This is a genomic window from Pseudomonas sp. LBUM1670 (assembly GCF_059695695.1).
Map to the genome: position 1 here is coordinate 518,809 of NZ_CP166783.1, position 13,150 is coordinate 531,958.

General features: G+C 61.3%; 12 protein-coding genes. All 12 read left to right on the forward strand.

Annotated features, from left to right (window positions below):
• Positions 1 to 245: 245 nt before the first annotated feature.
• Positions 246 to 1,280: a lipopolysaccharide heptosyltransferase II gene (gene waaF, locus ACA073_RS02395; protein WP_497401359.1), complete on the forward strand. Its 1,035-nt coding sequence runs from the start codon at positions 246 to 248 to the stop codon at positions 1,278 to 1,280.
• A gap of 1 nt (position 1,281) precedes the next feature.
• Positions 1,282 to 2,343, forward strand: a complete 1,062-nt coding sequence (gene waaC / locus ACA073_RS02400; protein WP_497401361.1) for a lipopolysaccharide heptosyltransferase I — start codon at positions 1,282 to 1,284, stop codon at positions 2,341 to 2,343.
• A complete protein-coding gene (locus ACA073_RS02405; protein WP_497401363.1) occupies positions 2,343 to 3,464 on the forward strand; it encodes a glycosyltransferase family 4 protein in 1,122 nt (373 codons plus the stop codon). The genes waaC and ACA073_RS02405 overlap by 1 nt, the downstream gene beginning before the upstream one ends.
• Positions 3,464 to 4,270, forward strand: coding sequence for a lipopolysaccharide core heptose(I) kinase RfaP (gene rfaP, locus ACA073_RS02410; RefSeq protein WP_497401365.1), 807 nt, complete (start codon positions 3,464 to 3,466; stop codon positions 4,268 to 4,270). Before ACA073_RS02405 ends, rfaP begins: the two co-directional genes overlap by 1 nt.
• The gene (locus ACA073_RS02415) at positions 4,270 to 5,004 is read left to right on the forward strand and encodes a lipopolysaccharide kinase InaA family protein (protein WP_497401367.1); all 735 of its coding nucleotides are present in this window, start codon (positions 4,270 to 4,272) and stop codon (positions 5,002 to 5,004) included. The genes rfaP and ACA073_RS02415 overlap by 1 nt, the downstream gene beginning before the upstream one ends.
• Positions 5,001 to 5,753, forward strand: coding sequence for a lipopolysaccharide kinase InaA family protein (locus ACA073_RS02420; protein ID WP_497401369.1), 753 nt, complete (start codon positions 5,001 to 5,003; stop codon positions 5,751 to 5,753). Before ACA073_RS02415 ends, ACA073_RS02420 begins: the two co-directional genes overlap by 4 nt.
• Entirely contained in the window at positions 5,753 to 7,204 is a 1,452-nt protein-coding gene (locus tag ACA073_RS02425) for a lipopolysaccharide kinase InaA family protein (protein WP_497401371.1), read from the forward strand. Before ACA073_RS02420 ends, ACA073_RS02425 begins: the two co-directional genes overlap by 1 nt.
• Before the next feature lie 219 nt (positions 7,205 to 7,423).
• Complete coding sequence (locus tag ACA073_RS02430) at positions 7,424 to 7,759, forward strand: YceK/YidQ family lipoprotein (protein WP_497401373.1); 336 nt, start codon at positions 7,424 to 7,426, stop codon at positions 7,757 to 7,759.
• A gap of 172 nt (positions 7,760 to 7,931) precedes the next feature.
• A complete protein-coding gene (locus ACA073_RS02435) occupies positions 7,932 to 9,689 on the forward strand; it encodes a carbamoyltransferase family protein (RefSeq protein ID WP_008027860.1) in 1,758 nt (585 codons plus the stop codon).
• The gene (locus ACA073_RS02440) at positions 9,673 to 10,803 is read left to right on the forward strand and encodes a glycosyltransferase (protein ID WP_497401375.1); all 1,131 of its coding nucleotides are present in this window, start codon (positions 9,673 to 9,675) and stop codon (positions 10,801 to 10,803) included. Before ACA073_RS02435 ends, ACA073_RS02440 begins: the two co-directional genes overlap by 17 nt.
• A complete protein-coding gene (locus ACA073_RS02445) occupies positions 10,803 to 11,699 on the forward strand; it encodes an antimicrobial resistance protein Mig-14 (protein ID WP_497401377.1) in 897 nt (298 codons plus the stop codon). The genes ACA073_RS02440 and ACA073_RS02445 overlap by 1 nt, the downstream gene beginning before the upstream one ends.
• Positions 11,700 to 11,707: 8 nt before the next feature.
• Entirely contained in the window at positions 11,708 to 13,141 is a 1,434-nt protein-coding gene (locus tag ACA073_RS02450) for a PIG-L deacetylase family protein (RefSeq protein ID WP_497401378.1), read from the forward strand.
• The last annotated feature ends 9 nt before the right edge of the window (positions 13,142 to 13,150 follow it).

Sequence of the window (13,150 nt, forward strand, 5' to 3'; positions counted from 1 at the left end):
GTGTCAGTCGACATTGATGTTGGATGTGATGGCTCCTTCGCGAGCAAGCCCGCTCCCACAGTAGATCTACAGTGTTTGGTAGATTGAGGCACCAATACCCAATGTGGGAGCGGGCTTGCTCGCGATAGTGGAGTGGCAGTCGACAGTCATGTTGAAGGTGATGACCCATCGCAAGCAGCTCCGCTCCCGCAGTGATTCTCGAGGCGGGGAGGCGTATGCCTCCCCGGTTCGTTTTTGGAAACCACATGAAAATTCTGATCGTTGGGCCCAGCTGGGTCGGTGACATGGTGATGGCGCAGACACTGTTTCAGTGTCTCAAGCAACGCCACCCGCAGTGCGAAATCGACGTCCTGGCCCCGGAGTGGAGCCGGCCGATTCTTGAGCGCATGCCCGAAGTTCGCCAGGCCCTGAGCTTTCCGCTCGGCCACGGCGTCCTGGAGCTGGCGACGCGTCGGCGCATCGGCAAATCCCTGGCCGGCCAGTACGACCAGGCGATCCTGTTGCCCAATTCCCTGAAGTCGGCATTGGTGCCGTTCTTCGCCGGCATTCCGAAACGCACCGGCTGGCGTGGCGAATTCCGCTACGGTCTGCTCAATGACGTGCGCACGCTGGACAAAGAACGCTATCCGCTGATGATCGAGCGCTTCATGGCCCTGGCTTACGAGCCCGGCCTTGAGCTGCCGAAACCGTATCCGCGCCCGACCTTGCAGATCGATCCGGTCACCCGCGAAGCGGCACTGGCCAAATTCGGCCTGGCCCTCGACCGTCCGGTATTGGTGCTGTGCCCCGGTGCCGAGTTCGGCGAGTCCAAGCGCTGGCCGTCCGAGCATTACGCCAAGGTTGCCGAAGCGAAGATTCGCGAGGGCTGGCAAGTCTGGCTGTTCGGTTCGAAAAACGATCACGCGGTGGGCGAAGACATTCGCGCGCGGCTGATTCCCGGCCTGCGTGAAGAGTCGGTGAACCTCAGCGGCGACACGTCCCTGGCCGAGGCCATCGACCTGATGTCCTGCGCCGACTCGGTGGTGTCCAACGATTCCGGCCTGATGCACGTCGCTGCGGCGCTGAATCGCCCGTTGGTGGCGGTGTACGGCTCGACGTCGCCGGGTTTCACGCCGCCGCTGGCCGAGCACGTCGAGATCGTGCGCCTGGGCATCGAATGCAGCCCGTGCTTCGATCGCACGTGCCGTTTCGGTCATTACAACTGCCTGCGCCAGCTGATGCCGCAAGCGGTGAACGAAGCCTTGCAGCGGTTGCAGGGCACTGTGGTCGAGGTCAAATAGTTTGCGGGTTCTGCTGATCAAGACTTCTTCGCTGGGCGACGTGATTCATGCGTTGCCGGCGCTGACCGACGCGGCCCGGGCGATTCCCGGCATCACGTTCGACTGGGTGGTGGAAGAAGGTTTCGCCGAGATCCCGACCTGGCACCCGGCCGTGGGCAAAGTGATTCCGGTGGCGATCCGTCGCTGGCGCAAAAACATCTGGCAGACCATCAAGAGTGGCGAGTGGAAGCGCTTCAAGCAAAGCGTTCGCGCCACGAAATATGATCTGGTGATTGACGCGCAGGGCCTGTTGAAAAGCGCCTTGCTGACCCGCTACGTCAAGGCACCGGTGGCGGGCCTCGACAAAGGTTCGGCACGGGAGCCGATCGCCGCGCGTTTCTATGATCGGCGCCTGGCAGTTGCCCGTGGCCAGCACGCGGTGGAGCGAGTGCGTCAGTTGTTCGCCATCGCTTTGGGCTACGACCTGCCCAAAGGCCTGGGCGACTACGGCCTGAGCGTCGAGCGACTGGTGGAACTGCCGCGCAAGAATCCTTACGTGGTGTTCCTGCACGGCACCACCTGGGACACCAAACACTGGCCTGAAGCCTACTGGCGCGAGCTGGCCGAGCGCGTCGGCTATCTGGGCGTCGGCGTGAAGCTGGCGTGGGGCAATCCGGCGGAGAAAGCCCGGGCCGAGCGCATCGCCAAGGACATGCGGCACGTCGAAGTGCTGCCCAAACTGAATCTGGCGGGCGTCGGCAAAGTGCTGGCCGGCGCGCAGGCGTGCGTGGCGGTGGACACCGGCCTCGGCCACCTCGCCGCTGCATTGGACGTGCCGACGCTGTCGCTGTTCGGCCCGACCAACCCGGGCCTGACCGGCGCGTATGGCAAGGCGCAGATTCACATCGCCAGCGATTTCCCCTGCGCACCGTGCCTGCAAAAGAAATGCACCTATCAACCGACGGCCGAAGATGCCCGCCGGTTTGACCTGAAACGCGAGTCGCCGCTGTGCTTCACGCGTTTGAATCCCGAGCGTGTCGCGACCCGACTGAGCACGTTGTTACTGGCTGAGGAGCTGCGCTGATGCAATTGGCATTCGTCTTGTACAAGTACTTTCCGTTCGGCGGCTTGCAGCGCGATTTCATGCGCATCGCCCTGGAATGCCAGCAGCGTGGTCATCAGATTCGTGTCTACACGCTGATCTGGGAGGGCGATATTCCGCCGGGTTTCGAAGTGCTGGTGGCGCCGGTCAAGGCGTTCTTCAATCATCGTCGCAACGAGAAGCTCAGCGAGTGGATGGAAGCCGATCTGGCCAAGCGTCCGGTGGACCGTCTGATCGGCTTCAACAAGATGCCGGGGCTGGACGTCTACTACGCCGCCGACGGCTGTTTCGAAGACAAGGCGCAAACCCTGCGCAACTCGCTGTACCGTCGCTGGGGCCGCTACCGGCACTTCGCCGAGTACGAGCGCGCGGTGTTCGCCAAAGACGCCAAGACTGAAGTGCTGATGATCTCCGAAGTCCAGCAGCCGCTGTTCATCAAGCATTACGACACGCCGCTGGAGCGCTTCCATTTGCTGCCGCCAGGCATCTCTCAGGACCGTCGCGCGCCGGCCAATGCCGCCGAGATCCGTGCCGATTTCCGTCGTGAGTTCAACCTGAAAGACGATGATCTGTTGCTGGTGCAGATCGGTTCCGGGTTCAAGACCAAAGGCGTGGATCGCAGCCTCAAGGCACTGGCTGCGTTGCCCGCTGATCTGAAGAAACGCACCCGGCTGTTTGTAATTGGCCAGGACGACCCCAAATTGTTCCAGATGCAGAGCGCGACGTTGGGACTCGGCGACAACGTGACGTTCCTCAAGGGCCGCAGCGATATCCCGCGCTTCCTGCTCGGGGCCGATCTGTTGATCCACCCGGCGTACAACGAAAATACCGGGACCGTGTTGCTCGAAGCGTTGGTGGCCGGGTTGCCGGTGCTGGTGAGCGCGGTCTGCGGTTATGCCCATTACATCGCCGAGGCCGACGCGGGCCTGGTGCTGGATGAGCCTTTCGATCAGGCGCAGCTCACGCAATACCTGACCGGCATGTTGAACGACGCCAATGCACGGGCGGCCTGGAGCCGCAACGGTCTGGCCTTCGCCGAGACGGCCGACCTCTACAGCATGCCGCAACACGCGGCCGATGTGATTCTGGCGGAGCACGCTTAATGAAGTTGATGCTGGCTGAACCGTTCAAGAGCCTTTGGGCCGGACGCGATCCGTTCGCCGAAGTCGAAGGGCTTCAAGGCGAGGTGTACCGCGAGCTGGAAGCTCGCCGCACGTTGCGCACCGAGGTGAACGGCAACGGGTTTTTCGTGAAGATCCACCGTGGCATCGGCTGGGGCGAGATCTTCAAGAACCTGCTGACCGCCAAGCTGCCGGTGCTCGGCGCGGGTCAGGAATGGAAAGCCATTCAACGCCTTCAGGAAGTCGGTGTGCCGACCATGACCGCCGTGGCTTACGGTGAAAAGGGCAGCAACCCGGCCGACCAGCACTCGTTCATCGTCACCGAAGAACTGGCGCCCACGGTCAGCCTCGAAGACTTCAGCATCGACTGGATCAAGCACCCGCCGGAGCCAAAGCTCAAGCGCGCGCTGATCGCCGAAGTCGCGCGCATGACTGGCATGATGCACCGCGCCGGGGTCAACCACCGCGACTGCTATATCTGCCACTTCCTGCTGCACACCGACAAACCGGTGACGGCTGACGATTTCAAGCTCTCGGTGATCGACCTGCACCGCGCCCAGACCCGCCCGACGATCACCCAGCGCTGGCGCAACAAGGATCTGGCGGCGCTGTACTTTTCGGCCCTGGACATCGGCCTGACCCGGCGCGACAAGCTGCGTTTCCTCAAGGGTTATTTCCAGCAGCCTCTGCGCCAGATCCTGGGTGAAGAAGCCGGGTTGCTCGCCTGGCTCGAAGGCAAGGCCAACAAACTCTACGACCGTAAACAGCGATACGGGGATGCGCTCTGATGTCGGGCTGGAAACTGGAACCTGCTTACAGCGATCTGGCCGACGATTTCGGCAGCCTTGAGGCAGTGTTTGCCCTTCAGGGCGAGCAGGTGACCCTCGACCCGTTGTCCGAGGTCGTGCGCGTCAAGCGCAATGGCGTCAACTATTACGTCAAGCGCTACGTGGGCGCTGGCAAGGGCTTGCGCCGCTACCTCGGCAAGCCGCGAGTGAAAATGGAATGGCAGAACCTCAAGCGCTTTGCCAAGTGGGGCATTCCTACGGCTGAAGTGGTGGCCTGGGGCCTGGAGCGGCGCGGTGCAGCCTACGCTCGTGGGGCGATGATCACCCGTGAGCTGCCAAATACCGAAGACCTGAATGCCCTGGCTGAGCGGCGCGACCCGAAACTGAAGGATCGCGCCTGGGTCGATCACATCAGTCGACAACTGGCCGTTTACACCCGGACCATGCACGACAATCGCTTCACCCATAACGATTTGAAGTGGCGCAACCTGCTGGTCGACGATCAGGCGCGACTGTTCCTGATCGACTGCCCCAACGGTGATTTCTGGAGCGGCTTCTGGCTCAAGTACCGCATCACCAAGGATCTGGCGTGTCTGGACAAGGTCGCCAAGTATCACCTGTCGGCCACCCAGCGCCTGCGCTTTTACCTGCAATACCGCCAACGGACACGGCTCAATGCTGCCGATAAAAAACGGATCCGGCACGTGGTGAGATTTTTCGAGGGACGCGAATGACTGATTTTCTGGCCGCTGAAGACCGTGCGCTACTGGAGCGTCACGGCCTCGGCACTTTCGATGCACTGTGGGCCAGACAGCTTGAGGCTGTGGATGAGCCCAACACCGCGCGCGGTGGCTGGAGCAGTGTGTTTCGGCTGGATCTTGAAGGTCACGGCTTCTACCTAAAGCGTCAAAGCAACTACCAGATGCGCACCTGGCACGCGCCCTTTGGCGAACCGAGTTTTGCCCGGGAATTTCGCAACATCAGCCGTTATGAACGGCTTGGCATTCCAGCGCTGAAAGCGGCGTTCTTCGGTGAGCGCAAGGTCGATGGCGAAGTCCGGGCGGTTCTGCTGACCCGTGCGCTCGACGGCTGGGATGACCTGGATTCGCTGTTGGAACGCTGGTCGGATCTGAGCCCGGCGCAGCATTCGGCCATTTTGCAGGCGTGTGGGCAACTGGCTCGGCGCCTGCACGGCGCGCGTCAGGTTCACGGCTGCTTCTACCCCAAACACATTTTTCTCCAGGCCACCGGCGACGGTTACATGGCCCAGCTCATCGACCTGGAAAAAACCCGGCCGCTGTTGTTCGGTCAGCGAGACCGGGTCAAGGATCTGGAACCGCTGACGCGGCGGTCGCCCCAGTGGAGCGACGCGCACTTGCGCGAATTGTTGGCTGTCTATCTGGATCAACCGCAGGACAGTTCGCTGATCGACCGCTGGCTGACGCGATTGACCGCGCGGCGCAGTTACAAGAGGGCGATCTGATGCGTTTGTCCGAACTGAAAGAGGCGGGTCGCCATCCGGATCTGCCGCTGAGCATTTCTCTGGCCGATGCCGCCGGGCCTGCCGAGTTGCAGCTGTTGAGCCTGTTGCGGGTGTTGCCAGGCCAGCGCTACGTAGGCGCCGGTGTCTGGCGCGGCCGGCCGGTGTTGGCCAAATTACTGGTCGGCAGCAAAGCTGCGCGGCATTTTCAGCGTGAGCTGGATGGCGTTCGTTTGCTCGCCGCTCAGGGGCTGACCACGCCGCAGCTGTTGGCCGACGGCCTGAAGGATGGCGAGGGTGGCTGGCTGCTGTTCGATTTCCTCGAGGGTGCCGAGAGCCTCGGTGATACCTGGAAGCAGGTCGAGCATTTGCCGGTGCTCGCGGATGGGCAAGGGGCAGTGTTAGCCGAGGCGTTGGGCGCTATCGGCCAAATGCACCGCAAAGGGCTATGGCAGGAAGACCTGCACCTGGACAACCTGCTGCGTCAGGGCGGCCGATTGTATTTGATCGACGGCGCGGGGATCTGCACCGAAACCCCTGGCCAACCGCTGTCGCGGCAGAAAGTTCTGGAAAACCTCGGGGTGTTTTTCGCCCAGTTGCCCAAGTCGCTGGAGCCGTTCATTGAAGAATTGCTGGTGTATTACCTCCTGAGCAACGGCGAACATGCCTTGCCGATGGAAGCGTTGCAGAAGCAGATCGACAAGGTGCGCAGTTGGCGCCTCAAGGATTTTCTGATCAAGGTCGGCCGCGAATGCACGCTGTTCAGCGTGCAGCGCGGGGCGTTCGGTTTGCGCGCGATTCGCCGCGAAGAAGAAGCGGCGATGCTGCCGGTGCTGGAACAGGCCGATGCGTTGCTCGATCAGGGGCATCTGTACAAGACCGGCGGCGCGGCGAGCGTCGGCAAGGTCGAGACCGCCGGTCGCACGCTGGTGATCAAGCGCTACAACATCAAAGGGTTTGCCCACTGGCTCAAACGCTTCTGGCGTCCGAGCCGTGCCTGGCATTCCTGGCGCGAAGGCAATCGATTGGCGTTCCTCGGCATCGCTACGCCGAAACCGTTGGCGGTCCTGGAAAAGCGTTTCCTCTGGTTGCGTAGCCGGGCTTATCTGGTGACCGAGCACTTGCCGGGGCCTGACATCATCGAACGGTTCGCGCCGTACGTTGAGAGCGGTGAAGCGCCTGAAGCCGAGCTGGTGGCGCTGGATCACCTGTTTGCGGAGCTGATTCGCGAGCGGATCAGTCACGGCGATTTCAAGGGGCACAACCTGTTCTGGCAGGAGGATCGTTGGGCGCTGATCGATCTCGATGCGATGTGTCAGCACGGCTCGCTCGGCAGCTTCGCCCCGGCGTATGCGCGGGATCGGGCGCGGTTCATGCGCAACTGGCCTGAAAGCAGTGCGCTGCATCAGGTCATCGATCAGCGGCTTCCCAAAGATATCTCCAGCGCTGCGTAAGCCCCCTTCACGAGCAAGCCCGCTCCCACATTAAACCGAGTTCCTAGATAAGCATGCGGTCAAAATGTGGGAGCGGGCTTGCTCGCGAAGGGGCCAGAACAGCCCCCGAGATTTAGGGACAGGTTCTTACGAACTGTCCTACATGATCTCCAGACCCCATGAACTGTGCCCTGAATAGTCACGATGCTAGTTTGCCTGACGTTCCTCGGAGGGCAGATCTTGACTATAAAAACGGCTGTCATGCTCAGCGCATGCTCATTGGCACTGTCCGGTTGCGGCACCGCTGTCACGGTCCTGCAAAATGACGAAGACGCGGCACGCAGCCTGCGAAAGCAAAAAACCTACTGCCAATCCATCCCGCGTATCTACAGCGGCCTGGCCTACGATTTCTGTGTGCTGAATGCGCCACCTGACCCCACGGGCGTTCTCGTCCCACTGGTCCTGCTGGATCTGGCGCTGTCTGGCGCGCTGGATACCGTCTCCCTGCCTTACACGATTTACCGACAAGGGGTGGATGGCAATATCAGGATCTACTGGCGGGCGAGCCGCGGATAACCCGGGGTTTCTTCGCCGCGCAGGCCATCATTGCACCGCTGATAACCGTAGGGTCATTCCTGCCATGTTTACGCTATAATCCCGCCCTTTAGCTGTCTCTCGCCCCCTTGCGAGGGCACATTCATTTTGAGGCGCCTTGCGCCTGCATGCAGACTAAAGAGGCTAGACCCCTGTGGCATTGACGATTCTTGGCCTGTCCGGCGCCCTTAGCCATGATCCTTCCGCAGCCTTGTACATCGACGGCAAGCTGGTCGCGGCGGCTGAAGAAGAGCGCTTCGTGCGCGACAAACATGCAAAGAACCGCATGCCTTACGAATCGGCGAAGTTCTGCCTTGAACAGGCGGGCATCAAGCCATCCGATGTTGACGTGGTAGCGATTCCGTTCGCGCCGATCAGCCTGTTTGGCAAGGCGCGCTGGCACTACGCCAAGCGTTACTGGTACGCCCCGGACCGCGCGCTTGACGCGATCCTGATGGGCAACCGCCGCTACAAGCGCTACCGCAACAAGATCGTCTGGTGCCTTGAGCAACTGGGTTTCGATCCGAAGAAAATCAAGATCGAGCCGGTCGAACACCACCTGGCCCACGCCTCCAGCGCTTACCACTGCTCGGGTTTCAAAGAGAAAACCGCGATCCTCGGGATCGACGGCAAGGGTGAGTACGCCACGACCTTCTTCGGCTACGGCGAAAACGGCAAGATCCACAAGATCAAGGAATTCTTCGATCCGGACTCCCTCGGCGGCCTGTACGGCGCGATCACCGAGTTCCTCGGTTTCGAGATGCTCGACGGCGAGTTCAAGGTCATGGGCATGGCGCCGTACGGCGACGCCAGCAAATACGATTTCTCGCGTCTGGCCTCGTTCGAAAACGGCGAGCTGGTGATCAACACCGACTACGCCAACGTCATCGGCCTGCGTCGCTATAAAGAGAAGGGCAAGGGTTTCTACTTCTCGCCGAAGCTGATCGAGTGGCTGGGTCCGAAGCGCGAAGGCGACATCGCCGACGAACCGTACATCCACTACGCCGCGAGCATGCAAGCGCTGTTCGAGAAACTGGCGTTGCAGATGATCGACCACTACCTGGGCGACGTGCTCAAGGAAACCGGCAAGCTGGCCTTCGCCGGCGGCTGTGCGTTGAACGTCAAGCTGAACCAGAAAATCATCGCCCGCGACGACGTCAAGGAGCTGTTCGTGCAGCCTGCGTCCGGCGATGCCGGCACCGCGGTCGGTGCGGCGGCTTATGTGTCTCACGCCCGTGGCGTGCCGGTCGAGAAGATGGAACACGTCTACCTCGGCCCGTCGTACAGCAACGAAGACGTGCTTGCAGCATGCGCCCGTCACCCGAGCAAGCCGGTCTGGCGCAAGCTCGAGAACATGCCGGAAAACATCGCCAAAATCATGGTCGACGGCAATCCGGTCGCGTGGTTCCAGGGGCGTATGGAATTTGGTCCGCGTGCCTTGGGCGGTCGTTCGATCATCGGTTGCCCGAGCGCAACCGGCGTGGCTGACCGCATCAACCACCAGATCAAGTTCCGCGAGCGCTGGAGGCCTTTCTGCCCGTCGATGCTCGACACCGTCGCACCGCAGATGATCAAGATCGATCACCCTGCGCCGTTCATGACGTTCACTTTTGAAGTGGCTGAAGAGTGGAAGACCCGCGTACCGGAAGTCGTCCACGAAGACGGCACTTCCCGGGCCCAGGTGCTCAAGCGCGAATACAACCCGCGCTACTACGACATGATGAAGGCGCTGGAAGTACTGACCGGCAACGGCGTGTCGCTGAACACCTCGCTCAACCGTCGTGGCGAACCGATGATCTGCTCGCCGACGGATGCCCTGAACATGTTCTTCGGTTCCGACCTACAGTATTTGATCATGGAAGACATTCTGGTGGTCAAAGAGGGCGCGGACGCATATGACACGCTCGGCTGAACGCCACGTGCTGCAGTTCTGTCACGGCTATGACGGTCCGTTTCTGGACTGCGCCCGGCAGTACGCCAGCCTGTTCGCGGGAACCGGTTATCGAGTGACCACGGTGTTTCTGACCGGGGTTGCCGATGCCGGCGTCGCCGAGGCCTGTGCCTCCGATGAAGTGCTGTTCATGGAATACAGTTCCAAGGCTATTCGTGGCCTGAAGCTGGGCGCCATCGGCGATCTGCGCAAGATCGCCGCTTCGCGCAATTTCAGTTTCTGCATCGCTCACCGCTTCAAGCCGATCTACATCGCCTTGCTTGGCACTTCGTTGCCGGTGATCGGCGTCCATCACGCGTTTGACGACTACAAGCGCGGCACTCGCAAATTCTTTGCGAATTTTTTCCGCAAGCGTTTGAGTCTGCTCGGGGTCTCCGATGCCGTGCGCGATGACATGCGCAGTTGCCTGCCGAAATGGCCGGCTGCACGGATTCAGACGCTCTATAACCGCATCAATGTGCAAGCCTTGCAGGACAGTCACGTGTCGGTTCGCGAAGCCCGGGAAACCCTGGGTTTGTCGATGGATGCGTGGATTATCGGCAACGTCGGCCGACTCCACCCGGACAAGGACCAGACCACGTTGCTGCACGGTTTTGCTGCGGCGTTGCCGGGTTTGCCGGCTAACAGCCAGTTGGTGATTCTCGGTATCGGTCGGCTGGAACAGGATCTCAAGGCCATGGCCCGTGAGCTGGGGATCGGCGACCGCGTGCTGTTCCTCGGTCAGGTGCCCGAAGCCCGTCGTTATTTCCGCGCCTTCGATGTGTTTGCCTTGAGCTCCGATCACGAACCGTTCGGCATGGTGCTGCTGGAGGCCATGGCCGCCGGCGTGCCGTTGCTCGCGACGGCATGCGGCGGGGCGAAGGAAGTGGTCGAGGGTGTCGGCATTCTGTTCCCGCTGGGCGATGCCGAGCGCTTGGCGCAAGGGCTGAAACATCTGTCCGCGATGGATGATCAGCAACGCCGCCAGTGCGCCGAGTTGATGCTTGACCGCTTGCGTGAGCGTTTCTCCGACCGTGCGGTACGCGATGCTTTCTGGCATTTGCCAAACGTCACCGAACTGGCGGCGAGGGGTTGATGCTCAACCGATTTCAAGGATGGCGCGAGCGTGGCTGGGCGGTGACCGACGCCTCGACGTACACCGAGGCCTGGCACCGTTATGGCGGCAGCGTCGCCACTCATCCGATGGTGGTCGAGCGCCTGGCGCAGTTGGCCGACATTCCGGTGCGTTACCTGGCCTGGGCGCCGAATGGCGAAGTCCAGGCTGCGATTCCGACCTGGGGCCGCGACCTTGCGTTGTCCAAGGACGTGCTCAAGCGCAACGGTAAAAAGGGCCTGTTCGACCTCGGCAATGCTGAGTTCATCCTTCCTGCCGCCGCGGATACGCAAGCCCCTCTGCGCCATCGTGCACGCTACTTGTCCGCGCTGAATGAAGGCCGCTTCAGCGGCATCAGGCTGCAGGCCGAACAACTGGCCATGGCCCGAACTCCCGAAGAACTGTCGAAGAAGTTTCGGTATAACCAGCGTCGCGAATTGCGTTTGCTGGAGGAGGCGGGCGGCGTGGTGCGGCCGGTCAGCGAGTTTTCCAGCGGCGAGCTGGCGGCGATCTATTGCGACTTGTTCCAGCGTCGCTGGGGTTTTCCGGCGACCGGTGCCGAGCGCATGGCCGAGGTGATCGAGTTGTTGCGTGATTTGTTGATCGGTTCGGTGATTTTCCTCAACGATGCGCCGATCGCTATTCAACTGGTGTACCGCGTCGAAGCGCCGCAATGGATCAGCGTCGAGTACATCAATGGCGGCGTCGATCCCGAAACCCGCGAATTCAGCCCCGGTAGCGTCTTGAGTTTTCTCAACACCCAAAGCGCCTGGGAGCATGCGCGTGCGCTGGACAAGCCCCTGCGTTTTTCCTTCGGTCGCGCCGACCGTGAATACAAGGACCGCTGGTGTAATCCTGTACCGGTCTTCACCGTATGAGCGAACCCATGAGTCGTAAACAGCAATTGCTCAAGCGCCACCGGCGCAACAAACGCATCGGCCTGTTGATCGCTCTGGTGCTGTTGATTGTCGTCGGCGTGCTGGTGGCCTGGTGGCTGCCGCTGGTGTTGGCGGTGCTGGGCTGGGTCGCTCACGAAGCATGGTTCGCCGACCATTTGTTTTATTCGCCCAAGGACGATTACGCGTACAGCTTCCCGCCTTACACCCCGCAACCCAAGATTCACCTGGACGGTGAGCGTTTGCGCCTGGATGACGGCGTCATGCTGGTGGACGACGCTACGCTGGTATTGGCCCTGCGGATCAAAAGCACCTGGCTTGGACGTTTTATCGACCCGTCTGTCGAATTGTCGGGTGGCGATAACCCCGATCGGCAAACCTTCGAGCGTGGCGCCAACGGGCTGCGCTATCTCAACCTCAGTGGTCAGGCGCAGGTGTTGTCGCGGGGCGAGTTGCGTCTGCGCGGTCGTTTTTGCCGAGTGCTGGGCGAACCCGTGCTCTGGGCGTTCGAACAACCGGATTACCGCCGTCAGCGGGTGATGGTGATTGCACCTCATGCCGATGACGCCGAACTGGCGGCCTACGGTTTGTACAGTCAGGCCGACGAAGCCTGGATCGTCACCCTCACCGCCGGCGAAATCGAAGCAGAACATTATCAGCAGATCGGCCTGAACAAAGGCGAAGCGGCGCGCCTCAAGGGGCGACTGCGGGCCTGGGACAGTATCGCCGTACCGCGCTGGGCCGGGGTGCCCGAAGCCCATTGCCTACAGTTGGGCTATTTCTGCCTGCAACTGGCGGCAATGCAGGCAGCACCGTCCCGACCAATGGGTTCGCGGGAAGCGGAGATGGACGACACCCGCTTGTTCCGCCAGTTGAACCCCTTTGCACTGCCGGGCGACGCCAATGGCGCACCCACCTGGAACAACCTGTTGGCCGACCTGCGCGAAGTGCTGTTGCGGGCCCGTCCCGAAGTCATCGTGTTGCCGCACCCGACGCTCGATCCGCACCCGGACCACCTTTGCGCTCAACAGGCGGTCCTCGAAGCGTTGCGAGGCCTGGAGTGGCAGCCGACCACGTTGCTCGGTTATGCCAACCATTTGCATGACAATGATCGCTGGCCCATGGGGGATGCCGGCCATGGCATCGCACTGCCGCCTGCCTTTGATTCGTCGGTGCCGATGCAGCCTTACTGCCTTCCGGTTTCTCCGGAACTTCAGTGTGATAAAGCCATGGCGCTGGGGATGATGCACGACCTCCAGCCGCGCATGCCATTCAAGCGGCGACTGCGGCGGTTGATACAGTGGCTCTTGGCCAATAGAGTTCCGCCCCTCTATGGAGAGAATGAATTCTTTCGCAAGTCTGTCAGACGCCAGGAATTGTTCTGGCTTCTGAAGCATGGCGAAACACCTGTGAAGCAGAACTGATGTACAACC

What these genes read in the sequence shown, in the direction of transcription:
- rfaP (WP_497401365.1), top strand. Translation starts at nt 3,464, where the DNA reads ATGAAGTTGATGCTGGCTGAACCGTTCAAGAGCCTTTGGGCCGGACGC.
- waaF (WP_497401359.1), top strand. Translation starts at nt 246, where the DNA reads ATGAAAATTCTGATCGTTGGGCCCAGCTGGGTCGGTGACATGGTGATG.
- ACA073_RS02440 (WP_497401375.1), top strand. Translation starts at nt 9,673, where the DNA reads ATGACACGCTCGGCTGAACGCCACGTGCTGCAGTTCTGTCACGGCTAT.
- ACA073_RS02445 (WP_497401377.1), top strand. Translation starts at nt 10,803, where the DNA reads ATGCTCAACCGATTTCAAGGATGGCGCGAGCGTGGCTGGGCGGTGACC.
- ACA073_RS02420 (WP_497401369.1), top strand. Translation starts at nt 5,001, where the DNA reads ATGACTGATTTTCTGGCCGCTGAAGACCGTGCGCTACTGGAGCGTCAC.
- ACA073_RS02450 (WP_497401378.1), top strand. Translation starts at nt 11,708, where the DNA reads ATGAGTCGTAAACAGCAATTGCTCAAGCGCCACCGGCGCAACAAACGC.
- ACA073_RS02405 (WP_497401363.1), top strand. Translation starts at nt 2,343, where the DNA reads ATGCAATTGGCATTCGTCTTGTACAAGTACTTTCCGTTCGGCGGCTTG.
- ACA073_RS02415 (WP_497401367.1), top strand. Translation starts at nt 4,270, where the DNA reads ATGTCGGGCTGGAAACTGGAACCTGCTTACAGCGATCTGGCCGACGAT.
- ACA073_RS02425 (WP_497401371.1), top strand. Translation starts at nt 5,753, where the DNA reads ATGCGTTTGTCCGAACTGAAAGAGGCGGGTCGCCATCCGGATCTGCCG.